This is a genomic window from Streptomyces hirsutus, from assembly GCF_001418415.1.
Taxonomy (GTDB): domain Bacteria; phylum Actinomycetota; class Actinomycetes; order Streptomycetales; family Streptomycetaceae; genus Streptomyces; species Streptomyces hirsutus.
This window is the reverse complement of record NZ_LIQT01000256.1, coordinates 1-21,515: the sequence shown is the minus strand read 5'-3', so window position 1 is coordinate 21,515 and position 21,515 is coordinate 1. Positions and strand designations below refer to the sequence as shown.

Below are 21,515 nucleotides of genomic sequence, written 5' to 3'. Positions count from 1 at the left end.
GACGTTAAACGCCAAGCTCAGACCGACGGCCGAGGGCGTCGAGTGGTTCGAGGGCCTCCCGGAGGACGACCAACGCAATGTCCTGCACGCACTGGTGCTGTTCTGCGGGCAGGCCCGAGCCTGCGAAAAGGACGTGCCGGAGAGCATCGCGCGTTCCGGCATTCGCTCCACTCACACGCCGGCGGTGATGCTCACGAAGTGGCGCTTCGGCATGGAGGACCTTCCGACCCACGAACTCACCAAGTCCTTCCGCCTGCTCGTCGCCCTCTTCAGCATCGCGGACACCCGCAGGCGGACGTTGCACTGCGCCGGGGGATGTAGTCACGCGTGGCACAACCTGCCGGACCCGCCACGGGACGCAACCTGAGGTGACTTCTTGCCCTGGGTCTTGCCGGGGATCTTGGGGAACCGGGTTTTTGCTGCTCAGGGACGGTGGGCATGGGCACCTGGTGGTCGTCGTTGTGAGGCTTGGGAGGCGTCCTCTTCTGCGGTAGGCAAGCAGGGGGGGACAACAGTGAGAGATCCGCGATGGCGGAACCGTGTTCGTATGGCGCGGCAACGGCCGGGACCCGACGCCGTTAGGAGACCGAGACCTAAAGGCTGTCCCGTAACCGCTGGTCACGAGTGAGACGATCTTGGTATGGCTGGTGTGATCACGGCGTCCGATCCGTCCTGGATAGCTCCGTTCACGGGACTGTCGGTCCTTCGGTGCGTTGGTCAGGGTGCTGCTTCGGGAGGAGGCGGGTGTGTCCCGTCAGGGTCGGCCCTGGTCGCTGCCGCTGGAGGACCGGGTGCTGCTGGTGGTCGCGTACTGGCGCACAAACCTCACGCTGCGGCAGTTAGCCCCGCTGTTCGGAGTGTCGAAGTCTGCAGCCGCTCGGATCGTCCGCTGCACCGGCCCGCTGCTTGCGCTCAAGGCGCGCCGATGGTTTCGCAGGGGCACTGTTCTGATCGTGGACGGCACTTTGGTGCCCACCCGCGACCGCACCATCGCCCAGCTGAAGCTTCCCCTTGATGTTGGACACCTGGAGACTGGGACGTGAGGTTCCAGAGGAAGTAGTGCCAGGTGGGAAGCAAGAGCAACCGCAGCAGGCGGTATACGGAGGAGTTCAAGCGCGACGCGGTCGCGCTGGTCCGGTCCTCCGGCAAGACCGTCACCGAGGTCGCCCGGGAGATCGGGGTCAGCGCCGAGGGACTGCGGAACTGGGTCAAGCAGGACACGATCGACCGCGGGCAAGGGGTGCCGGGCGAGCTGACGAGCACGGAACGGGAAGAGTTGCGCTGGCTGCGGCGGCAGAACCGCGAGCAGGCCGAGACGATCGAGGTGCTGCGAAAAGCGGCGGTCTTCTTCGCGAAAGAGAGCGATCGATGAACGACGTGTACGCGTTCATCGAGGCGGAGAAGACCACCCACCCAGTCGCTCTGCTGTGCCGACTGCTGAAGGTGGCCCGGTCCTCCTTCTACGCCTGGCTGGCCGGCGAGCAGGCCCGCGCCGCCCGCCGGGCCGCCGACGACGCCCTGGCCCACGAGATCACCGTGTTGCACATCGCCTCCCGGTGCACCTACGGGGTGCCGCGTATCCATGCCGAGTTGCGCAGGCTGGACCGGCGGGTCAACCGCAAGCGAGTGGAGCGGATCATGCGTGAGCGCGGCATCGCCGGGGTCACCCGGCGCAAGCGCCGGTCGCTGACCCGTCCGGCGAAGAGGGCGGTGCCCGCCGCGGACCTGATCGGCCGCGACTTCACGGCCGATGCCCCGGGCCGGAAACTGGTCGAGGACATCACCTGTATCCCCACCGGCGAGGGCTGGCTGTATCTGGCGACCTGGCTGGACCTGGCCACCCGCGAGATCGTCGGCTACTCGATGGCCGACCACCACCGCGCCTCCCTGGTCGTCGACGCGTTGACGATGGCCGCCGGACGCGGCCGGCTGCAGCCCGGCTGCATCGCGCATTCCGGTCGCGGATCGGAATACACCTCTGATGAACTCCGCCGGGAAATGGGCAGATTGGGGATGCGGCAGAGCATGGGCCGAACCGGCTCGTGCTTCGACAATGCCGCCGCCGAGAGCTTCTTCGCGCTACTCAAAGAGGAGATCGGCACCCGCCACTGGCCCGACCGGACCACTGCCCGCGCGGAGATCTTCGCCTTCATCGAGACCTTCTACAACCGCAGACGACTGCGGAAGCATCCGGCCTGGGGGTACCTCACCCCGCTGGAGATCCGACAGCGACACGAGCAAGAACACGCCCTCGCGGCGTAAGCAACGAGTGTCCAGCATCACGGGGAAAGTTCAGTGCGAAAGATCCCCCAGAACCTGCCGCTCAAGATAGGTGACCAGGTAGGAGAGGCGACCTATGCGGATCAAGTAGTTATCTTCGGGAAGCATGGGTACAGAGTGCCGACGCTGACCACCGCCCACCACCACTTTAGGAGCGTGGTTGAGTGCTCACAGGTGTGACCTGCCGGTTCCTTGCCCTGAGCCGACCTGCCGTGACCGTTCCCCTCGGCACCGTGATTCCCCGTGGCTCCCCGTCTGTTCTGGCACGGGAGTGGCACGGCCGATATCGCGAAGGTGCGGTTGGAATACCAGCCGAGACGCCGGGGGGAAGCGGACACCCGTACCGGGCAGTTCGGCGATCTGTTGGACGCCTGCTGAGACAGGGCGTCTCTGTGGCGGCAGCAGAGCGAAGCGCCGGATAGATGCGGTTATAAGGACGTCAAGCAGCGCCCGAAGGGCGCTGCTTGACGGGCCGGGGCCGCTCGCGGGAAGCTTGCCCAGTCTGGCTGCCGGTTAGGACCAGTCGGTGCAGGAGTTGAGCTTGGTGTCTCCCTCGAAGCGGGCCACCTCGACCCCAGTGGCCCAAATTCCCCATGAGCTCTGGGCGGTGGTGCTCTCCGTGAGGGTGTTGCCCGAGCCCGAGGTGAGGGAGCGCCACTTCCACGTGGTGACCGCATCGGTCCCGACGGCCTTGGTGAGGAGGCGAACCCGTACGTGGTGCCCGTCGGCGGACGTGTCTGTAACCGACAGCGCGATCTTGAACTCGTCGTACATCCAGTTGTCCCCCTTGGGGTAAGTCGCCCCCATGCTGCCTCGCGCGCCGGTCGTCGAGCAGCTGGCGGTCTCCGCCGCGGACGCCTGACCGGTGAACGCGATCGTGATCCCAGCCGCCGCAACGCAGGCGGTGGCTATGCGCGTGCGAGTCCTCATGCTGTTTCCTCCCCATTAGCTGCCGGTGGCCCCGACCTTCCCCGTACAGGGGCCTCCCGATGATCAACGCCGATGGTTTCCTAGGCGCATGGCAACCACAAGCACTATGTCGCACAGTTGATCGATATTCGGTCAATTTCGCTTGCTGTAAACAGCTGGCCCAGGGGCCTTGTCGGCGGACGAGGGCTCCTTCTCTGCGGACGGCTGAATCTCCTCCTCTGTGAAATTATTCATGTAGATTTCGAACAGATGATCCCTCCGGAGTTGGCTCAGTATCGCCTGGCAGTGAGGCCGACCGGACCCGGAGAGGCCATGAAGAAGTTCGGCAGGGGGATCATGAAAACCTTCCAGGCTCTGGACTTCCCCGAGTGCGCGGATTCGGCGTCTGCGCTGGTGGAGAGGGATCCGAAGGCCGTGCGCCGGTGCACGATGAGGAGCCCCGGTCATCCGGTCACAGGCCCCGTCAGGTGACCGGGAATGATCTATCGGCCGGTCAATGAGTGAGCGGGCTTCCTCGGGGTGCTAGCGCACGAGCAGGCTGCTCGCTCGTTCCGACTGGATTGCTTCGCCGACGCATGGCGCATGCGAGCCGAGCACCTTCCTCGACCGACCACTCTCCCCAGCTCCCATCCCGTCAAGGTGGAGCGCGCCACTGTACGAACGACCTTGACGCCCCTGGACCGCGTCTGCTCGGCTCTGCCTGGGTCGACGGTGGACGGGACGGGAGCACCCCGCACACGCCACAACGTGCCCGCGGTCGGGAACGGCGCCCCCTCCATCCCGGTGCCGGCCGATCCCCCGCCGGGAGCATCATCTTGTGGCCGCGGATGACGTTCCACCCTTGCCCGCATGCACGCAGCGCGCCGCCGGGCGGGGTCGCCGCCGGCGAAGACAGGGCGGCGGCCTCGCCGACAAGGCGGCGCGCCCGCGCCGGACGGGGTTCCTGTGCGACGACCGCGCCAGCGGTGAGCCCGGCAGCACGACGATCGTCAGCACGTCGCCACCGGCCCCGGTCACCGGCGACTCCTCGCCTGCCGCCAGGGCCGCACCTACCAGTACGGGGGCGCTCCGGCCTCTTGTGCCGCTGTCCGGGACGCGAGTGCTCGGGATGCGAGTGCTCGGGATGCGAGGTGGTCACCTGCCGTTGGATGGTGGAGTCATGAACCATCACCACCAGTCCCTGCAATCGATCGACATCGACACCCGGCTCGTCACGACCGGTGCCGTGCTCACCGCGGCCGGTGCCGTGGTGGCGTGCACCGGCATGGTCATCGCGGCCGTCGCCGTGTTCGCCGCAGGTCGGCGCATGATCCGCGGCATGGACGTGCCTCCGGCCCAGCAGGCGGCCATGAAGTGGCAGCAGGCCAAGGAGGCGTCCCGAGCGGGCATACAGGCGTGGCAGTCCGCTTCCGACACCCAGAACGGGTCGCTCGCCCGCTAGCCCAGGCCCGGCCCATGGCTGTGTGAGGCGCGGAAGGAGAGCTGCTGCAACCGCCGACGCCTGCGGAAGCACTCGGCGCGGTGCTGTCTCGCACAGCCTGGGGTTCGCCATTGGCGAGCTCGAACGCCACGGGTGGCACGGTCGCCGTGTTCGTCAAGGGCTGTGGGGGCCTCGTGTGCCGGGGGCGTTGTCGGCGCTGAGTGCGTTCTCCCGCAGGCCCGGTTCGGTGCGGAGCGTCCTGGCGAACCAGTCGCCGTAGCGGTTTCCCAGAAACGGGGCCGTGGCGCCGTGGAGGAGAACGCTCAGGCCCACGGTCACGGCGATGACGTCGTTCAGCAGCGTCGTCCCGGGCAGGTGCTCCTCGAAGGCCAGCAGGCCGAAGACCAGGGAGGCGAGCCCGCGCGGACCGAACCACCCGATGTAGGCGACGGAGGCGGCCCGCAGACCGGTGCCGGCCATGGCCAGAGCGACCGGCAGCATCCGGACCGCGGTCAGGCTGATCAGCGCGTAGACCACCATCCGCCACGTCAGGTGTTGAAGGGCCGGCCCCAGGATGACCGCGCCGAAGACCAGGAAGCTCATCGAGGCGAGCAAAAGCCCGAGCCGCTCGCTGAACGTCGTGCTCTGCGTGGGACCCGGGTCTTCGGCCCGAGCGACACGTCCTGACGACGCGCCACGCAGCCGGCTTCCGAAGGCCAGACCGGCGACCCAGGCACCGATGAAGCCGCTGCCTTCGACCGTGGCGCACAGCGCGTAGGTGATCACGGGAACGGCGAACGTCAGGAACTGTCGCCACGCAGGAGTGCTCCAGTCCCGAGCAACCGACCAACGCAACACGCCCGCCCCGACCCAACCGGCGGCGAGTCCGATCGCACCGCTCAGCAGCAGCGCACGCAGGAACGTCACGACGACGCCCGGATGTCCCTCCCCCTCACCCGCCGCCGCCAGCGCCAGCACGAAGAACGGAAGCACCAGACCGTCGTTCAGACCCGATTCGACGCCCAGGCCGCCTCGGACCAACGCCGGGACCCGCTTGTTGGAGAAAGCCTGCTGCCCGAGCGCGGCATCCGTCGGAGCCAGGATGACGCCGACCAGCGCCAGCTCCCACACACCCAGACCGGGCAGGAGGGGCCAGGCCACCAGCCACCCCAGCGCCATCGTGACGGGCAGCCCGACCACGAGCAGCCGCAACGGCAGGAACCCCTCCCTGCGCAGGTCCCCGATCCTGATCGCCGCCGCGTCCGTGAACAGCACAAGGGTGAGGGCGCTCTCCAACAGCGTCCGGATGACCTCCGGATCCCGGTCCGCGTTCAGCAGGTCCAGGCCCGGAGGCCCGACCGCCAGCCCGCACACGACGAACACCAGGGGCCCGGACAGCACGGTCGTCGACAGCCGCCGCGAGAGCGCCCCGTAGCCGACGACCACGCCACCGGCCACCACCACACCCCACTGGCTCATCCGTACTCCTCACCCGGGACCAGGGCGACCGCCCGAGCAGCTGTGCCGGGGCGACACGCCATGTGCCCAACCACGCCACCCGTCACGGTCACGCAGTGACATGACCGCTCACCCTGCATGTCGTTCCGGTCGAGCCGGGGACCTTCGGTCCTGGCACGCGGAGCCGGGGAGGGGGGACCTGAGATCGCTCCCCGGGAGTGGACACCGGGTTCTGTGCGACGAGTTGCAGCGTATTGCGCTCCCCTGTCCGTGTGAAAGACGACGCCGTGCACCTGACCGCCGCGGGCAGCCACGGCCATCTCGATCCCGTCGGTGACGGATCGGGTGCGCATGTGGTCGGCGATTGACCAGCCCACCACCCGCCTCGAGTCGATGTCGATGACCGTGGCGAGGGGGAGCCACGAGGCTCCCACGGCTATGTACGTGATGGCGCCGCACCATCCGGCGCTCAGCGTTTTCGCGGTGAAGTCCCTGTTCAGCAGATCCGCGCGACGCGGCACGCGCGACCCGGGCGGACCAGGCGGGTGAACGGTTCACCGAGGTGCGAACGCCACCGCCCGATGGTGCAATCGGAGTACGGGGAGAGCCGCGAGCACCAGAGGTGACGCCGTGAGCGAAGAAATCCAAGAAGTGGGCCCGATCGACTATCTGGTCGTCGAGTTTCCCGGTAACCGAATGACGGGCGAGGGATTTCCCCTGCTGGTCGATCTTGTGGACCGCGGCCTGATCAGGATCCTCGACCTGATGTTCGTCAGGAAGGAGGTCGACGGTTCCGTGACCGGCATGGAGATCGCCGACCTGACCGGCGACGGTGAACTCGACCTGGCCGTCTTCGAGGGTGCTTCCTCCGGTCTCCTGGGCCAGGACGACATCGAGGAGGCGGCCACCGCGCTGGAGCCCGGCTGTTCCGCCGGCATCCTGGTCTACGAGAACCTGTGGGCCGCGCCCTTCGCCACCGCTCTGCGCCGAGGCGGGGCCAGGATGGTCGCCTCCGGGCGGATCCCGGTGTCCGCAGTCCTCGACGCCCTCGACGCGGCTGAGGCCGCTCGCTGAGCAGAGCTGAGCAGAAGGGAAACAACCATGCCGGGTCTCATCCGCGGGGTCGCGCGTACCGCCGCCATCGCCGGAACGGCGACCGCCGTATCGAACCGCGTGTCACGCCGCCAGCAGGGACGCTGGGCAGCTCAGCAGGAATCCGAGGCACCCTCGCCTCAGCCGACGGCCCCTGCCGCGCAGTCTCCGGCTCCGCCGGCCCCCGACATGACCAGCAAGATCGAACAGCTGAAGCAGCTCGGCGAACTCAAGGCTCAGGGCGTGCTCACCGAGACCGAGTTCGAGGAACAGAAGCGCAGGATCCTCGGATCATGACCGGCTCCCGTCGAGGGCTCCACGCGGCTTTCCTCCGGGCGCCCTGACGGTGTCGTGGACACGCACCATGATCAGCCCCGATCGGAGGCACAGCCGAAGCGATCAGGGGCAGACAGCGTCATACCGGCGCTGTCCTGGCACCGCCTGTCACGGGTGCCTCGCCGCCATGTGGGCCCCTCCCCGGCCTACTCACCCCGGCTCCCCGGCTGGAAGCAGGGATGCGTCATCAGCGGCTCCCCTCGCGATGCTCACGGCGTGTGGCGTCGGCAGGAGGACCCTTCGGCGCGGTCGCACGTGGGCTCTTACGGGTCCGCCGACCGATTCCCGGTAGGGCGTCGCTGGAGCGGAACGCTCCGATCCTTTCGTCATGCTGCGCGTTGAGCCGGTGGATCAGGAACACCCCCGCGATGATCACGAAGATGATCACGGCGACGGTGGCGGCTGTCTCCGCGTCCTCACCTCCTCAGGGCGGACTCAAGATCCCGATCGCGGCTCCGGCCGCCGAAGCGGCTCCGCCGTCGGTCTCCCATCCCTCTTCCCGGCCCCGAGCCTCTGCCGCGTCGTGGCTCATGGCCTCGTCGGCCATCAGACCGCTGGAGGTGCGGCTACCTCCCGGAACGGTTGCTGCTGCCATCAGCCGGGCGGCGGCGGCCGGCTCCGTCTCCGGAGGGATCACCAGCAGGTCCAGGCGGCCCACCGTGTAGGAGAAGAGGATCACTTTGTTCGGGTCCAGCTCGTCGGCGAACCAGCCGACATGCACCGTGTGCCCCGTGACGGGGACCTTGCGCGGGATGACGGGCCAGTGGGCCGGGTTCACGGTGACGTGGGTGATCCGGCCCCAGCACGCGTCCAGCGCGTCCGTCAGAGTGGGGATCTCCCGGAGGAGATCACGGGAGCGGGGCCACCAGGCACCGTCCAGGAGACCTGGAACCGAGCCGGTCGGGACCAGGGACAGCCGGGCCGACGCCGAAGGCAGACGTTCTTTGACGATCTTAGGTTCACTGGTCGCGGTCATGACGCGGACCTGTCCCCGAGTCTCCTCTTGGAGGCCGGTGCTGTTGCTCGCCGGGAACGACACCGACATGGCGGCCGGTGTGCGAAGTACTCACGGTCCTTTCACTCTACGCCGCTCCGAGGCCCCGGGACGTGCGCGTGAGCAGGCGTTTTACCGAGAGGCAACGCGTCCGGAACCGCCGGCGAGCGCAGCCGGTGCGGCGGCGCACGACTTACGGTGAGAAGACGAGGTCCCGCGTTCGGCGGTGACACCACCCTGATCACTCGGGGCGACCGGGACCACTTCTCCCTTCTCGTGGTCCCGCCGCACGCGACACCAGACGCCACCCGTGCCGCGACGGCCCGCGCCGTCCGGACCGACAACGCCACCCATGCCGCACAGATCCTCATCGACACCGGCACCCATCGGGCACACCCGACCCCCGAGGAGGACCCTCGGACCGGCGAGGAACGCCACGAGCCCCAGGAACGACGTCTGGAGGCCCGAGCACCCATAGGGCTGTCTCTGCTGCGGCGCCGACTTCAAGGTGATCGGGGCGGTACCGCCAGTCGGGGTGCATGCCCGGTAGTGGTGTCCGCTGATGTTCCGCTGGTGCCGTTAGTGTGCGCGACATGGCCCATACTCGGCTGTACCGCGCCGGCTCCCTGGTCGAGGAGGACTTCCCGGTCCGGGACATCTCCCGGCATCTGGCGGATCCGTCTTCGACCGTGTGGTTGGACCTGTACCGCCCGAACCACGCCGAGTTCACGGCGGTCGGCGAGGAACTCGGTCTCCACGAGCTGGCTCTCGAGGGCGCGTTGCACGAGGGACAGCGGGCGAAAATCGACAACTACCGCACCCATTACTTCCTCAGTGTCTACGCGGTAGCCGTCGACCCGGACGGCGCGGGACTGACGATGAGCGAGCTCGCGGTCATCCTCACGCCGCAGGCGCTGATCACGGTCCGCAAGGACGCCGCGTTCGCCCTCGACGAGCTGGTCGCCCGGTGGGACCGTACTCCGGCTCTGGCAGCGCACGGGGTCGCCTTTCTGCTCCACGGCCTGCTCGACTATGTCGTCGACGGGCACTTTGCCGCGGTACAGCAACTCGACGAACGTATCGAGGAACTGGACGATCTGCTCTTCGCCGAAGGCGGCCGGCAGATCCAGACCGTACAGCGCCAGTCCTACGCCCTGCGGAAATCACTGGTCCGGCTCCGTCGCGTGGTTCTGCCCATGCGGGAGGTCGTCAATACCCTCATGCGCCCCGACCTCGACATCGTCGACGGCTCCTTGCTGCCGTACTACCGCGATGTGTACGACCACGTGCTGCGTGCCGACGAGTGGACGGAGTCGCTGCGCGACCTGGTGGCCTCGGTGATGGAAACCAACTTGTCGGTGCAGGCGAACCGGATGAACCTGATCATGAAGAAGGTGACGAGCTGGGCCGCGATCATCGCCGTGCCCACGGCGATCACTGGCTTCTACGGACAGAACCTTCCCTACCCCGGCTTCGGACACCAGTCGGGATTCATCGTTTCCAGCGCCGTCATCGTCGTTGTCTCTCTGACGCTGTACTTCGCTTTCAAGAACTGGGACTGGCTCTGACCGCACACGCCCCTGTGTTCTCTTCGGCAGACGGGCCCTGGGAGCCGGTTCCCGAAGTCGGCTCCCAAAAACGGGTCCGCACAACAGGTGAGGCCCGGTACTGATCTCTCAGCACCGGGCCTCACCTGGCGTATCTCTGTCGGGGTGGCGGGATTTGAACCCACGACCTCTTCGTCCCGAACGCGATGAGGCCCCTTTGCGACCTCGTCTCGCGGTCGCTGACCTGCTCATTCAGCTCCAGCGCCATTCATTACCGTCCGGGACAGTCCTGGCGTGGCTGCCTGGTTTGGCCCCCCGTTTGGCCCCCGCCGGAGGAGCATTTCCCCTGTTCAGGCATGGTCTGAGGGGGGTATCACGCAGTATCCGAATGACTCTGCATCTCGTGCTCCATCTGCTCGACGGCATCTGGCGCTCCGGGGTCTCAACCTCAAGATCATCTCCAGGATTTCTCCATGGATGCGGTAAGTGCCCTCCGTGAAGCAGTTCGACTCCGCCTTGTCGCGGCCCGTTCCGGGAGCTCCCCACCCAGCTTGGGCCCGCTCAACTGACGGCCGGGATCTTCGACATGCCCCGTCAGAACCTCAGTTGACGACAGTCAGCCACGATGGCGGGGAAGTCGACTGCACACAGCCTCAGCCCTCACCGTCGTGAGGCTGTCGCATGTCATCAGACGCGATCGGTACCGACACCCTCCACGCTCTGATGAGTCTGGTCGCCACGGGACAGAGCGGGCCCGCGGCGTCTGCGGAGGGTGGAGTACCGGGCGCAGTACTCACGCAGGCTGCCGGTCCATGTCCAGCCGTGCGTGCACGCAGCGTCTCGGGGATGTGTGTCCATCTCCGAGATGCACTTGAATCCTAACGAGATGTCAATTAACCTCTACGAGGCAGGGGTTGACGGACGTGAGAGTTGGACGCAATGACGCGAGATCGGGTAGTGCTGCATGAGCGCGAGGGCAGAGTGCGGGACTACTACGCTTCGGAACTGGCCCAGCACCGTCCAGGCGAGTTGCTTATCGCCCGGGAGAACAGTTACGAGGGCACGGCCGTGCGCGCGGATATGCGCACGATCGATCGGAGCAACGTCACTCGCCTGTGGGAGTTCAAGATCAGTGCGAGCTACGAGGCGCTTGGGCAGATCTTGGTGTACCTGGCCATGGCACGCCGGGCTGAGGAAGCCGCCGGCAGCGACTGTCTAATCCGTGGCGTCATCGCAGCGTTCGAATTTCAACCCGAGATCGTCTACACCGTTGAGAGGTTGAACCTTTCGATCGAGCTAGTCACTCTGCCGCCCGTCCTCGCCCACGCAGGCGGCATCCCGACCGATGCAGAACCCACATCGCTTCCCGAGATTCCCCGTCAGCCCGGGCTGCTCGCCTCGAGGGGAGCCGAGCCCAACCAGCAGGAGACGCCATGAGTACGCCGTTCATCAGTCAGCAGAAGCTGATCAACACCGACGAAATCCCCGAGGACGAGACATACGGGGGCCTGCGCATCCTGCGTGTCAGCTCGGACGAGGAGGCACGAGCCAACTTCGAGCAGCATCGCTACCGCTTCCAGCATGAGAGCGAGAAGCGGCACGCTATCCGCGGCACTCTGTGCCTAAAAGGCGCGGAGGACGGATACCGCATCTGCGTCACAGTCCATCCCAGCCTGCGGCAGTTTACGGACCTCGTAAGGTATAACCCTTCCGATCCGCCACGCGCTGTCGACTACGAGGCCAACGGCATGAAGGCCGCCCACCTCAAGACGCAGAGCGACTTCAAGGGCGCGAAGGCCGCCAACCGTGGTGACTTCAGTCGGTACATCTTGGAGGCCATCCGCGGTGAGCGGGTCGCCTACCTGCCTACAGTCACCGGATGGCAGTCGGTCGAGGAGTTCGAGGAGGACCCTCAGCCCATTTTCGTCGCATTCGATGAAGCGAACCCGGCGGCCCTCTACGGCGAGATCTACCTGCCCAAACGGCCCATCATGCAGGCTGACGGACAGACCCAGACCGCCGCCCTCTTCGAGGCAGCGCAAAATCGTCTCGCTCTCCAGAACGGTGCACTTGACACCTTCTTCGTGACACTTGAGGTCGAACTAAAGGTTGACGTCGACGCGGCGGCCCAGAGTTTCGCAGATCGCAATGGACGCGGCACGAAGAAGAACACCAACCTGGTGGCGACCTTCGACACCTCGTCCGCCCTGGCCAAGCTGCGCAACCAGGCAGTCAAGGGCACCATCTTCGAGAACCGCGTCGCCGATGGCCGCAGTACGGGAGCCACGCTCACCGCGGTGCAAAATATCGTCGACGCATCGACGCTCGAACAGATGCTGCTCAACGTGATCTCCCACGGCAACCGCAAGCGCGAGCACATCAAGCACCACCACATCGAGGCGGTGCTGCCGTACTGCCGTGAGTTCCTGCAAATGTTGGAAGGTCAATTCGGTGGCGCCTGGAACGACACCAAGCAGGCGGACACCTACCGACGGCTGTACGTCCATGGATGGGCATTCGCCCTCAAGGCCCTCGCGCTGGCCTACAACCAGGTGCGGCGCGACAAACTCGGTCCGATCATGGACGCGATGCAGAAGGAGACTGCAACCGGAGACGACACGACTGAGCAGTTGGTGAAGAGGTTCACCGAGATCATCGCGGAACAGTCGGTGCCTACTCCGGCGGTGTCCTTTGACGAGTTCAAGCAGCGTCTGGCTGCCATTGACTGGCGGCGTGACCGCCGGCATTGGATTCGGATCACGGGTTGTCTGCAGGAGAAGAACGGCACCAAGAAGACGGTGAAGCTGAAGAGCACTGGGGAGACCGTCGTCGCAGCGGCAGCCTCGAACACCCCGGCGCACATCAGTCAGGTCGAGAACAAGATCCTCTCCGACACCTGGACCGAGCTCACTAGTGGCGAACCCGAGCCCATCAACTAGACACCCACGCCCCGGTCGGCGTTGATCTAGTAGCCGTCGGTCCTTAGCCCGCAGCCTTGCTATACCTGAGGGCCGCCGCCGGGATCCCGCTTTGGATCGGCTGGTGGAACCCGTCAGGAACAACGGCACGCCCCTGGGACCGCGGAAAACCCCGCAACCCGGCAGAGATGGGCTGACTCACAGATGGGCCCTCAGTGCAGACTTTTCGCAACTAAGGGCCCATCTGCTGTCGAGCGTCAGCACCCCCGCGTGATGACACCTCTCGACCTGGTGACCTCTTTGTTTCGAACGCGATCAGGTGCCTTGTGGCTTTGGTATGGGGCCGCTGACTTGCCTGCTTCCCTCCACTACTGTCCATGACTGTCCGGGACAGTCATGCGGCGACTGCCGCCTTTGGCCCCCTGTTTGGCCCCCGGCCCTGGTACTGCCCGAAGGGCAGGCCTCACGCCGTTCGCCAGATTGTCTTAGTCGTCGTCCTCGTCGAAGTCGTAACCGTTCCTCGCGGCCTCGGCCCCGTCAAGGAGGCCGTGGGCGTAAGCCGCCGCGTTCGCCCTACGTGCGGAGTTGTGTGTCGCGACGAGGGTGACGACGACTGCGCCCACTACGGTGACAGCAAAGCCGCCGGCCGCTACGGCAACCTGCTTCCAGGACGGCCCGGACCTGACGGGGCTGGCTTTGGCTTGAGCAGCCTCGCCGGCTACAGGACCGGAGGCCTCGGACGCCATCTCTTCACCATTCTCCGGGACCCTGCTCATCAGGCTGCACCTTCCAACTGCCCTGGCAGCCAGGCAGATACGGCTGCTTTCCGATCGCTCTCTCCCCGCATTCTGGGTCATTCGCCCCGTGAGGCACCACCTGGTTCGGTCAAGTCGATCCAGCCTGTCACCAGACACTGGGTGGAACTTGCCCTTCCGTGCGGACGGCTGGCACTCCCAGGGTTCCAGCGACCTCCTGGCCGTCCTCGGCCCGGCCCCGCCACAACCCCCTCCAACAACACTCCGGCTTCCGGCTCATCGCAGAAGGGCCGGGACAGTCTGGCATTACTTCAAGACCGCTTGCTCCCGAACGCGATCAAAGTCCGTGTGACCTGGATTCGGGAGCGCTGACCTGCGTGTTCATCGTCTGGCACTGTCCAGGTCGGTCCGAGGCAGTCTTGGTTCGGCTGCTTCGTTTGGCCCCCTGTTTGGCTTCCGGCCGTGGAGCTCTCGGCGCGGCGCGGCCGATCGCGTAGCGTCGCCGTGTCCCCGAGACCTACGCATTACGAGTTGTCCGATCTTGGTCCAGGCAGGTCCGTCGACGTCTAGAAAGGGAACCCCGCACCAGGTCAGGGCGATCAAGCATGCCGGCGGACTGCCATGGACGGCTGCGGATTAGGGACCAACTGAGACCGCCTGTGAGACCACATCGGTACCCGACCTCGCTTCCCCGCCACCTTGCTGCACCGGGCGGCCGGCGGACGTGAGAGTGACGTAGTAGCAGCCGACCATTCCACGAGCCGGATCACTCTCGGCCGCCCGGGCTCGCGCGCGACGCTCCCCTTCCTCTCCAGCTCCCACAGCTGGCAGTGCACGAAGGACAGGCGCAGGTCTACAGCGCCGACGATCTCCGCGACGGTAGGGGATTGTCCCTAAAAGAGCCACCACCGGAGCAGCGAGGGACTAATCTGGGAGGCCAACTTTGAGTCCACTCTCGCCAAATCGCGCCGGTTATCGAGAGAGGGCGTCAATAAAAGAGAGGTCGTGCAACTTTGACAGAGGATAGATTCTTCGCAATCCTTCTATCCGTCCTAATTGCGGATCTTTATGCCCCCCTCGCCCTCTTTCTCGCTCTCAAGATCTACCATCGGGAGTTATTCCTTCATTACACCTGGCGCGCCAGTGCGAAACTGATCAGGAGGAAGAAGTACAGGAAAGTACTAGTGACGGATGTACGTCACCTTGCCAATTGCACAGTCCTTGCCTCTAGAGTGGGGAGTTACCCCCTAGCCGCGATGAGGAGTTTTCGGATTCGCCACCTCCTTATGCGTGACTACCGCGCCATGCGGGGCAGGAATCACGGATTCCTCTTCACCTATGCAATCGCGGCACTTCCGTACTATATTGCAAGCCAGATTGCACCGAGGATTGACCCTCCCCTGAAGGAGGCGACGCGGAAGATCGAGGCGTCAAAAAAACTCGAATTTGACATTATCTACGGCCCTGGTCTAGCCGTTCAATTAGGTGCCATCTTTTGTTCATTAACCCTACTCGCCTTTGCGTTCTGGAGTTGGCGACGTAAGAGAAAGGTCGATTCCGAGGGCGGCGCCCTTAGAGCGGCATGCATCCTTCTCAAGAAGGCGGGTTGGAGCAAGAAGCCTCTCACTTCACCTGCACGAATAGACTTTGACGTCGCAGCTCTCTGCAACTGGTTGAGATTGTTCTCCACGTATGGAAACCCTGGTGGCCCTGCGATTCGCAGAGAGCAACTTAACCTCCACGTGACTCAGGTAATCGTGACTCTTGAGGATGCGTCGGAGCAGATCCTAGTGCGCGGAGAAGAGGCTTACATAGACCTTGTTACTATCCTGTCCAAGATGATTGACCGGATGACTGAGGGTAGGTGGCACGGCCTACTAGATGAATCGGATATGTCCCCCAGAGCGCGAAACTATTTGACGGAGAACGCCGTCCCGCATGAAGAAAAGAAGGATATTCGCATCGCAGTATTTGGCGCTCTTCTCGCTGCGACATTCGCGATAGGAAGTGTGCTCCTCGGGGTGCCTTCAGAAGTTGCACTGAGCGTAGCGGGAATCACCGCCTTGATCCCTGCCGCCGTTAGCGGAGGTAGACGTTTCGGCCTCAGTCCTGCGGATTTTCTTGGCCATTCTCGGCAGTCCTTCACCCCAGGGCAAATTGGAGGTCAGCAGGGGGCAGACGCTTCAGCGCCACACCCATAGGCTTAGGGGGACACGGTCGAGCGGAGAGGGAGAGCAAGTGTCGCAGCAGGTCAACCCTCGGGGGACCTTCCTGAAAATCGCTGACACGCTGAAGACATGGATCGAGACGGACCCGGACATGACGGAGCTCCCAGCTCTGTCTGAGGTGATGAGCGATCAAAAGGTCTCACGTGGGGTCGCGCTCCGTGCGTTCGCTGTGCTGAGGCAGGAAGGTGTGGCCGAGCCAGTGCCGGGCGGACGGTGGCGCGTCGTGCGCGCTGGCGTGAACGTCGACCGGCGCCCGCTCGAACAGCGGATCGCGGGCATCATCACGGCTGACAGGCTCGAAGTGGGGCAGCCATTTCCCAGCGCTTCCGCGCTGGCCGAACGGTTCGGGGTCTCACGTCCCACCGTGACCAAGGCGCTGGAGAAGTTGGAGACCGCCGGCGTGCTGGCGGGAGGCGGACAGGGCAGGGCGCGGACGGTTCGCGCTATGCCGACGCGAGAGGAGTGTTCGTAGCTTGCCGAAGTTGACAGAGTGGGCTTATCCCTTGGCTGAGTCCCTGCTCGCCGAGCCGTTGCCGCGGCGGTGGAAGCACTGCCTGGGGGTAGCCGAGAGGGCGCGCACCATCGCGCTCGTTCTTGACCAGGACGCCGATCTGTTGGAGGCCGCGGCGGTCCTGCACGACATCGGCTATGCGCCGGACCTCGCCAAGACGGGCTTTCACCCTTTGGACGGGGCCCGCTACCTCCGGGACGTGGCTGGCGCCGACGAACGGGTTATCAACCTGGTCGCCCACCACTCCTGCGCTTGGATGGAGGCGGAAGCGCGCGGCATGCGCGAAGAGCTGGAGGGCGAGTTCCCACGCGAGAGCGCGCACCTGAACGACGCGCTCTGCTTCTGCGACATGAACACCACACCGGACGGCATGCCGACGAATCCCATCGACCGGGTGAACGAGATCACCGGGCGATACGGCCCCGACAGCCTGATCGGAACGTTCATCCGGCGAGCCGAGCCAGAGATCCTCGCCAGTACGTCGCGGGTGCTTGAACGGGTGGCCGCCGTCAAGCGTCAGCCGATGTAGGGGGCGTTTCGCGTCCGGTCCATGGCGTGTTCGATGCGGAGACGCATCGTGGGATGGATGTCGAGTTGGGACAGGTCCGCCGGGGTAGCCCAGCGGACCTCTGTCGTCTCGCTGCTCGTGCGCACCTCACCGCCGACCGGTCGAGCACGGAAGCAGATGCTGAACTGTTGCCTGACCTCACCGTCGTCGTACTGCATCACGTGCCCCGGGTCGGTGTAGATCCCGGACATGTCGACGACTTCCGCCTTGATCCCGGTCTCTTCCCAGACCTCCCGAACGACGGTGTCACTGATGGACTCCCCCACGTCGTGACCACCACCGGGCAGTGCCCAACGCCCGTTGTCGGACCTCCGGATCATCAGCACCTCACCCGCGTCGTTCTGTACGAACGCGACGACGGACGGCACGACCGAGTTGGCCGCCGGCGCCTCGGGGTCGTGAAGGTAGTCAATCCGTCCCATGGTCAAGCTCCCTTGGTACTTGCAAAGTCGGCGCCAGTGATCTGGCGCGCGTTCCCCCAGGTGTGTTCGATGCTGTTCGCATAGGTGTCGAACAACCCTCCGTTCGCCAGACGGCGAAGATGCAGTACGGGGGCCAGGTAGGCGCCGATGCCGTAGACATGAGGGTTGACCAGCATCTCGTCATCAGACCGGTAGATCGAGTTGTAGAGCGTCGAGTCGTGCAGCCGGAAGCCGATGTCTGGGTGACTCTCGATGAGCGGGCGGTACAGCACGAGGGCGTTGCGAATCTTGCCGTCCATGATCTGGTGCCCCTCGTCTATCCCTCGCTGCTGGACAGCCGCACTGCCAGGGTCCCCGAGCAGGATGCGCACCCGAACGCCTGCCGCTGTCTTCGCCTCGAGGAGGCTGTGAAACAACGGGTCTTCCGACAGGAACAGACCGGAGTAGACAAGCACGTCAAGGCTCTTCTGGGCCCTGCCAAAGATCTCACGCCACAGACCTGACGGCACCGTGTGCCGGTGGGGGTAGACAGTGCCAATCTCCGCCTTGGCCAGGTCTATTGAACTGTTGACCGTGCGGTCGTCGTCCCACAGTGACGTGACGTCGACCTTCAGCGCCGCGGCCGTCGCGTACTGGTGACGTCGGTACGGCACTTTGCCCTGCGTGATCCAGCGTTCAACGGTCTTCGGGTTGACCTCGATTGCTTCGGCCAACCTCTGAACCGTCATGCCTCGGGCTAACAGAGCCGAGCGTAAACGTTCGTTGGACATCTGTACCCCCGGTGGGATGTCTAGGGACTTCTCGACCGTAGCCAGAACTCCCGGAGCTGTCCACGCATGGGGTGACCAACTCCCCTGACCTGGAGCGATTCTGAGCGTGCGCCAAAAAGTCCCAGAGCAAAGCCAAGAGGATCCGTCGGCAGACTTGACGGGCCCCCATGCAGTACCTGTAAAACAGGTACTGCATCGCCCGGAGGAAAGCCCGCAGGGGTGAGTACGAAGGCAGCGGCCGTGTCTTGAGAACTCAACAGTGGACAAAGTTCGACGGGGTGTGACTCCCCGTCCCCGTAGCGGCCCGGGTGATGGCCGTCGGCGGCCACTTCGCGGCAGGTGAACCAGTCCTGTCCGCGTACCGGCTCTGGAGAACAGTCCTGGGGATCATCCCTCCATTTCTGGAGGTCAACCCCACGATTGCCACCCGGTGCGCGCCGCCCTGCTGGCGTCAGAGCAGCAACGATGACGCGCCCGACGTTCCCGGCTCGGGGCCGGTGCCCGTGGCAACGGCGCACCGGTGAAGCCGTCTCCCTGCAATCGGTTGGGGGTCGGTGTGAACCGACGACATCTTCAGGCGCCGCCGGTACGGACCGGCCGGCGGCGCCCGTGCGACCTCGGTCCGCTCTGGTTCGCAGCGTGCTGACGCTGCGGCCGGCTGCCTCTCCCGCCCGTCCGGCCCCCGCGTCACGCAGTGGCCGTACGGACGGGAGCGCGGGGAGCCGGATCGTCCGACTCAACGGCGAGTGGCTCCCGGGATGCACCCCGGGAGCCACTCTTGGGCCGTTCCTGTATGAGAGGAACCACGACCCGTGAAGCACATCGCTACTGTTCAGACGGTCGTTACCGCCGACGCTTTCGACCGCGAGCCGACGGCCGCGGAGCTGGACGCGATCGAACTGGAAATGCCCGTGATCCTCGCGGGTGTCGACCTGGTCGACGCGCAGATCATCGCCCTTGACCGCATCCCGACCGAGCTGGACGCCCGCCGCATCCGCCGGGCCCGCCGCCGGGCGCTGGCCGCCCGCGTCGCGCTGCTCAACCGCACGGCCGGCGCGACCCTGCCCGGGGGTGCCGCATGAGCGCCACCGACCGGAACCTGACCGCCGCGCACGCCGAGGTAAAGGCGGAGATCGCCCGCACCGACAACAAAACGGCGCTGCTGCTGGCGTTCGTCGGCGCAGTGCTCGCCGGCACCTGGACGGTCGCCCGGGACCTCCCGCTGAACCCCGCCGCCTACGTGGCGGGCGGTCTCGGTCTGGCGTTGCTGGTCGGCGCGGCCGGACTGCTGCTGCGGTCGGTCCGGCCGAACCTGTCCGGCCGGCACGGCTTCCCACTGTGGGCCACCCTCACCGCCGAGGAGATCAACGCCGCCGTCGGCGGGGATCTGGCCGCCGACATCGCCGGCCTGTCCCGCCTCGCCGTCCGCAAGTTCACCTGCCTGCGCCGCGCGGTCGACCTCACCCTGACCGGCGGCGCCCTGCTCATCCTGGCCGCCCTGCTCACCCTCGGGGGTGCGGCATGACGGCCCGGACCGTACTGCCCGCCGTCGCGATGACGGCGGTCTCCATGGTGCTCACCCTCGCGGTGGTGGTGATGTGGCTGGGCACGGCGATGCCGTGGCCGGTCGCGCTGGTCGTCGGGGTCGGCATTGACGGGGGATGGCTGGCCACCCTCGCCTACGAACGCCGCCTCTCGGCGCAGGGCGACCACTCCCGCGCGGTGACCGCCGTCGGTTGGAGCTTCGGCCTTCTCGCCACCGGCGTCCTGGTCGCGCACGCGCTGACCGCGGAGCACTCCGCCGGGGCGTGGCTGGCCGTGGCCTGGCTGCCCCTCGCCGCCAAGGCGCTGTGGCTGGTGCACGGACTGTGGGAGCGCACCGCGCTCACCCCGGTCGCGCTGGATTCGATCCGGGGGATTCGGCAGGAAGCGCGGGATGAGGCGGCCGTGGCGCGTGCCCGGCTGCGGGCCGAGGCCGCCACCGAGGAGACCCGGCTGACGGCCGTGACGGAGGCAGGGGCGCGCGTGGCACGCGTCCAGGCCACCACCGCCGCCACCCTTGCCGGGGCGTGGTCGACGCTGGAGAGCGCGCGGGAGGGCGAGGGTACGGGCAGGGCGCTGACCAGTGTGACGAGCCGCGTCACACCCGACGTCACGCCCCGCTGGGACCTCCCGGTCTGGGGCCCCACCGAGCCGGTCGCGAATGCGGAGGAATCCACCGGGACCGATCGGAAACGGTCTATGGCTGACCTGCCCGAATCGAGTCCGGAGCCGATCACCGTATCCGTGGTCCGGGTGCCCGAACCGGTCGACTGCCTCAAGCCGCTCCCGCGTGTCGAGTCGGCTCCGCTCGCCTCGATCGAGCGGCGGCCGGTGGCCGCCGAATCGACCCGCCCCCGCCGGGCGACCGGTCGGGTTCCGGCGGTGGCGAAGTCGACCCGCCCCAAGCGCACCCCGGAACAACTTCTCGCCGAAGCACGATCGGTGACCGCCGGGTGGCCGGACGCCAAGGTGACCGCCGAGGGCATCCGCCGGGCGCTGCGCACGTCGCCCGCGAACGCGCGGATGCTGCGGGATGCCCTGCTCGCCGAACGCGCAGGAACGGAGGGCGTGGCATGAGTACTCCGGTTCTCGCCGCCGTGGCGGTGGCTGTTGCTGTGTCGTGGGCGGTGCACGGATGCTGGCTGGCCCGCCGGTTACGTACGGCGCGCCGTGACCCGCTGACCGGTCTGTGGACCCGGGACGCGTTCACCCGCCGGGCCCGCCGGCTGCTGCGCCATCGGCACGCGGTGGTGGTGCTGGCGGACGTGGACCACTTCAAGCAGGTCAACGACGCCCACGGCCATGCGGCCGGGGATGCCCTGCTCGCCGCCACCGCCGCCCGCCTCACCCACGCCGTGGGCCGCGGCGGGGTGGTGGGCCGGCTCGGGGGTGATGAGTTCGCGGCCGTCCTCCTCGACCGCGACGCCACCGCCGCCGACCGGTTCGCCGTCCTGTCCCGCGTGCTCGCCCGCCCCCTGGACACCGCACCCGAGGTGCACACCACGGTGTCGCTGGGCTGGGTCCGCCGCAGCGACCACCCCGACGAGGACCTGTCCGCCCTGCTGCGACGCGCGGACGAGGCCATGTACACGGCCAAACACGGGAGCTCCCGCGTCCGCAGGGCCGCCCTGGGTCGGCTGCTCGCCGGCATCACCGGGCGCCGACCGGGCCGCCGGGGCGCGGCATGAGCACACTGCCCGTCTACCCCTGGCGACTCGCCCCGGACGGCTACGCCACCCGCCGA

Annotated in this window: 23 protein-coding genes and 3 pseudogenes; 18 read left to right on the top strand and 8 right to left on the bottom strand. The window is 66.4% G+C overall.

The genetic code is table 11. The annotated features are described in order from the left end of the window. The 4 genes and pseudogenes from AOK11_RS19625 to AOK11_RS19610 all read left to right on the top strand — a co-directional run. A partial coding sequence (locus AOK11_RS19625; protein ID WP_055595016.1) for a DUF5958 family protein occupies window positions 1-367 on the top strand: 367 nt, incomplete at its 5' end. Window positions 368-640: 273 nt separating this feature from the next. Continuing rightward, a pseudogene (locus AOK11_RS19620) lies at window positions 641-998 on the top strand (helix-turn-helix domain-containing protein); the annotation flags it as partial. Window positions 999-1,066: 68 nt separating this feature from the next. Beyond that, entirely contained in the window at window positions 1,067-1,372 is a 306-nt protein-coding gene (locus AOK11_RS19615; protein WP_055595015.1) for a transposase, read from the top strand. Beyond that, the gene (locus AOK11_RS19610) at window positions 1,369-2,262 is read left to right on the top strand and encodes an IS3 family transposase (RefSeq protein ID WP_055595014.1); all 894 of its coding nucleotides are present in this window, start codon (window positions 1,369-1,371) and stop codon (window positions 2,260-2,262) included. The genes AOK11_RS19615 and AOK11_RS19610 overlap by 4 nt, the downstream gene beginning before the upstream one ends. 531 nt (window positions 2,263-2,793) lie before the next feature. Here AOK11_RS19610 and AOK11_RS19605 read toward each other — a convergent pair. Beyond that, window positions 2,794-3,210 carry a hypothetical protein gene (locus tag AOK11_RS19605; RefSeq protein ID WP_055595013.1) on the bottom strand — a complete coding sequence of 139 codons (417 nt, stop codon included), beginning with the start codon at window positions 3,208-3,210 and terminating at the stop codon, window positions 2,794-2,796. A gap of 312 nt (window positions 3,211-3,522) precedes the next feature. Between AOK11_RS19605 and AOK11_RS44020 the strand changes: the two genes are divergently transcribed. Both AOK11_RS44020 and AOK11_RS19600 read left to right on the top strand, forming a co-directional pair. Next, window positions 3,523-3,681, top strand: coding sequence for a hypothetical protein (locus AOK11_RS44020; RefSeq protein ID WP_206188884.1), 159 nt, complete (start codon window positions 3,523-3,525; stop codon window positions 3,679-3,681). A gap of 688 nt (window positions 3,682-4,369) precedes the next feature. Continuing rightward, window positions 4,370-4,651 (top strand): hypothetical protein, encoded by a 282-nt coding sequence (locus tag AOK11_RS19600; protein WP_055595012.1) that lies wholly within the window; start codon window positions 4,370-4,372, stop codon window positions 4,649-4,651. A gap of 153 nt (window positions 4,652-4,804) precedes the next feature. On the opposite strand, the gene AOK11_RS19595 is transcribed toward AOK11_RS19600, so the two are convergent. Both AOK11_RS19595 and AOK11_RS41975 read right to left on the bottom strand, forming a co-directional pair. Beyond that, on the bottom strand, window positions 4,805-6,109 hold the full coding sequence (locus AOK11_RS19595; protein WP_055595011.1) for a cation:proton antiporter: 1,305 nt from the start codon (window positions 6,107-6,109) through the stop codon (window positions 4,805-4,807). Between the two features lie 224 nt (window positions 6,110-6,333). After that, window positions 6,334-6,606: pseudogene (locus tag AOK11_RS41975) on the bottom strand (DDE-type integrase/transposase/recombinase); the annotation flags it as partial. Between the two features lie 112 nt (window positions 6,607-6,718). Between AOK11_RS41975 and AOK11_RS19585 the strand changes: the two are divergent. Next, on the top strand, window positions 6,719-7,162 hold the full coding sequence (locus AOK11_RS19585; RefSeq protein ID WP_240497413.1) for a DUF6325 family protein: 444 nt from the start codon (window positions 6,719-6,721) through the stop codon (window positions 7,160-7,162). 27 nt (window positions 7,163-7,189) lie between these two features. Continuing rightward, window positions 7,190-7,477 (top strand): SHOCT domain-containing protein, encoded by a 288-nt coding sequence (locus AOK11_RS19580; RefSeq protein WP_055595008.1) that lies wholly within the window; start codon window positions 7,190-7,192, stop codon window positions 7,475-7,477. 463 nt (window positions 7,478-7,940) lie between these two features. Here AOK11_RS19580 and AOK11_RS19575 read toward each other — a convergent pair whose 3' ends face one another. After that, entirely contained in the window at window positions 7,941-8,492 is a 552-nt protein-coding gene (locus AOK11_RS19575) for a DUF5994 family protein (protein ID WP_055595018.1), read from the bottom strand. A 611-nt stretch (window positions 8,493-9,103) separates the two neighbouring features. Between AOK11_RS19575 and AOK11_RS19570 the strand changes: the two genes are divergently transcribed. The 3 genes from AOK11_RS19570 to AOK11_RS19560 all read left to right on the top strand — a co-directional run bounded on the left by AOK11_RS19570 (window position 9,104) and on the right by AOK11_RS19560 (window position 12,996). Beyond that, the gene (locus AOK11_RS19570; RefSeq protein ID WP_055595017.1) at window positions 9,104-10,078 is read left to right on the top strand and encodes a magnesium transporter CorA family protein; all 975 of its coding nucleotides are present in this window, start codon (window positions 9,104-9,106) and stop codon (window positions 10,076-10,078) included. Between the two features lie 960 nt (window positions 10,079-11,038). Next, window positions 11,039-11,494 (top strand): hypothetical protein, encoded by a 456-nt coding sequence (locus AOK11_RS19565; protein WP_157869402.1) that lies wholly within the window; start codon window positions 11,039-11,041, stop codon window positions 11,492-11,494. Next, the gene (locus AOK11_RS19560) at window positions 11,491-12,996 is read left to right on the top strand and encodes a DNA sulfur modification protein DndB (RefSeq protein ID WP_055595006.1); all 1,506 of its coding nucleotides are present in this window, start codon (window positions 11,491-11,493) and stop codon (window positions 12,994-12,996) included. Before AOK11_RS19565 ends, AOK11_RS19560 begins: the two co-directional genes overlap by 4 nt. A gap of 464 nt (window positions 12,997-13,460) precedes the next feature. Here the strand turns inward: AOK11_RS19560 and AOK11_RS19555 are convergent, their stop codons facing one another. Continuing rightward, window positions 13,461-13,751, bottom strand: a complete 291-nt coding sequence (locus AOK11_RS19555) for a hypothetical protein (RefSeq protein ID WP_055595005.1) — start codon at window positions 13,749-13,751, stop codon at window positions 13,461-13,463. A gap of 578 nt (window positions 13,752-14,329) precedes the next feature. Further along, window positions 14,330-14,611, bottom strand: a pseudogene (locus AOK11_RS46790) (hypothetical protein); the annotation flags it as partial. Between the two features lie 132 nt (window positions 14,612-14,743). On the opposite strand from AOK11_RS46790, the gene AOK11_RS42925 reads away from it, so the two are divergent. Genes AOK11_RS42925 through AOK11_RS19545 form a run of 3 tightly spaced genes read left to right on the top strand, consistent with a single transcriptional unit; the run spans window position 14,744 to window position 16,998 of the window. Next, complete coding sequence (locus AOK11_RS42925) at window positions 14,744-15,931, top strand: hypothetical protein (protein ID WP_157869401.1); 1,188 nt, start codon at window positions 14,744-14,746, stop codon at window positions 15,929-15,931. Between the two features lie 37 nt (window positions 15,932-15,968). Continuing rightward, entirely contained in the window at window positions 15,969-16,430 is a 462-nt protein-coding gene (locus tag AOK11_RS19550) for a GntR family transcriptional regulator (RefSeq protein ID WP_055595004.1), read from the top strand. A 1-nt stretch (window position 16,431) separates the two neighbouring features. After that, window positions 16,432-16,998, top strand: coding sequence for an HD domain-containing protein (locus AOK11_RS19545; protein ID WP_055595003.1), 567 nt, complete (start codon window positions 16,432-16,434; stop codon window positions 16,996-16,998). Here the strand turns inward: AOK11_RS19545 and AOK11_RS19540 are convergent. Together AOK11_RS19540 and AOK11_RS19535 are read right to left on the bottom strand one after the other, a co-directional pair. Beyond that, window positions 16,986-17,459 (bottom strand): NUDIX domain-containing protein, encoded by a 474-nt coding sequence (locus AOK11_RS19540; RefSeq protein ID WP_055595002.1) that lies wholly within the window; start codon window positions 17,457-17,459, stop codon window positions 16,986-16,988. The two genes, AOK11_RS19545 and AOK11_RS19540, sit on opposite strands and share 13 nt — an antisense overlap. 2 nt (window positions 17,460-17,461) lie before the next feature. Beyond that, a complete protein-coding gene (locus AOK11_RS19535) occupies window positions 17,462-18,229 on the bottom strand; it encodes a hypothetical protein (protein ID WP_055595001.1) in 768 nt (255 codons plus the stop codon). Between the two features lie 812 nt (window positions 18,230-19,041). Between AOK11_RS19535 and AOK11_RS19530 the strand changes: the two genes are divergently transcribed. From AOK11_RS19530 to AOK11_RS19515, 4 genes are read left to right on the top strand one after another with little or no spacing between them, the layout of a single operon-like run. After that, window positions 19,042-19,311 (top strand): DUF6284 family protein, encoded by a 270-nt coding sequence (locus AOK11_RS19530; RefSeq protein ID WP_055595000.1) that lies wholly within the window; start codon window positions 19,042-19,044, stop codon window positions 19,309-19,311. Continuing rightward, entirely contained in the window at window positions 19,308-19,754 is a 447-nt protein-coding gene (locus AOK11_RS19525; protein WP_055594999.1) for a Pycsar system effector family protein, read from the top strand. Before AOK11_RS19530 ends, AOK11_RS19525 begins: the two co-directional genes overlap by 4 nt. Continuing rightward, window positions 19,751-20,848 (top strand): MFS transporter, encoded by a 1,098-nt coding sequence (locus AOK11_RS40230; protein WP_079034962.1) that lies wholly within the window; start codon window positions 19,751-19,753, stop codon window positions 20,846-20,848. The genes AOK11_RS19525 and AOK11_RS40230 overlap by 4 nt, the downstream gene beginning before the upstream one ends. Further along, window positions 20,845-21,459 (top strand): diguanylate cyclase domain-containing protein, encoded by a 615-nt coding sequence (locus AOK11_RS19515; RefSeq protein ID WP_055594998.1) that lies wholly within the window; start codon window positions 20,845-20,847, stop codon window positions 21,457-21,459. The genes AOK11_RS40230 and AOK11_RS19515 overlap by 4 nt, the downstream gene beginning before the upstream one ends. Window positions 21,460-21,515 lie beyond the last annotated feature (56 nt).

Coding starts and splice junctions, on each gene's coding strand:
- AOK11_RS44020 (WP_206188884.1), top strand. CDS start 3,523: ATGAAGAAGTTCGGCAGGGGGATCATGAAAACCTTCCAGGCTCTGGAC.
- AOK11_RS40230 (WP_079034962.1), top strand. CDS start 19,751: ATGACGGCCCGGACCGTACTGCCCGCCGTCGCGATGACGGCGGTCTCC.
- AOK11_RS19515 (WP_055594998.1), top strand. CDS start 20,845: ATGAGTACTCCGGTTCTCGCCGCCGTGGCGGTGGCTGTTGCTGTGTCG.
- AOK11_RS19535 (WP_055595001.1), bottom strand. CDS start 18,229: ATGTCCAACGAACGTTTACGCTCGGCTCTGTTAGCCCGAGGCATGACG.
- AOK11_RS19580 (WP_055595008.1), top strand. CDS start 7,190: ATGCCGGGTCTCATCCGCGGGGTCGCGCGTACCGCCGCCATCGCCGGA.
- AOK11_RS19570 (WP_055595017.1), top strand. CDS start 9,104: ATGGCCCATACTCGGCTGTACCGCGCCGGCTCCCTGGTCGAGGAGGAC.
- AOK11_RS19560 (WP_055595006.1), top strand. CDS start 11,491: ATGAGTACGCCGTTCATCAGTCAGCAGAAGCTGATCAACACCGACGAA.
- AOK11_RS19555 (WP_055595005.1), bottom strand. CDS start 13,751: ATGAGCAGGGTCCCGGAGAATGGTGAAGAGATGGCGTCCGAGGCCTCC.
- AOK11_RS19600 (WP_055595012.1), top strand. CDS start 4,370: ATGAACCATCACCACCAGTCCCTGCAATCGATCGACATCGACACCCGG.
- AOK11_RS19540 (WP_055595002.1), bottom strand. CDS start 17,459: ATGGGACGGATTGACTACCTTCACGACCCCGAGGCGCCGGCGGCCAAC.
- AOK11_RS19610 (WP_055595014.1), top strand. CDS start 1,369: ATGAACGACGTGTACGCGTTCATCGAGGCGGAGAAGACCACCCACCCA.
- AOK11_RS19575 (WP_055595018.1), bottom strand. CDS start 8,492: ATGACCGCGACCAGTGAACCTAAGATCGTCAAAGAACGTCTGCCTTCG.
- AOK11_RS19605 (WP_055595013.1), bottom strand. CDS start 3,210: ATGAGGACTCGCACGCGCATAGCCACCGCCTGCGTTGCGGCGGCTGGG.
- AOK11_RS19525 (WP_055594999.1), top strand. CDS start 19,308: ATGAGCGCCACCGACCGGAACCTGACCGCCGCGCACGCCGAGGTAAAG.
- AOK11_RS19595 (WP_055595011.1), bottom strand. CDS start 6,109: ATGAGCCAGTGGGGTGTGGTGGTGGCCGGTGGCGTGGTCGTCGGCTAC.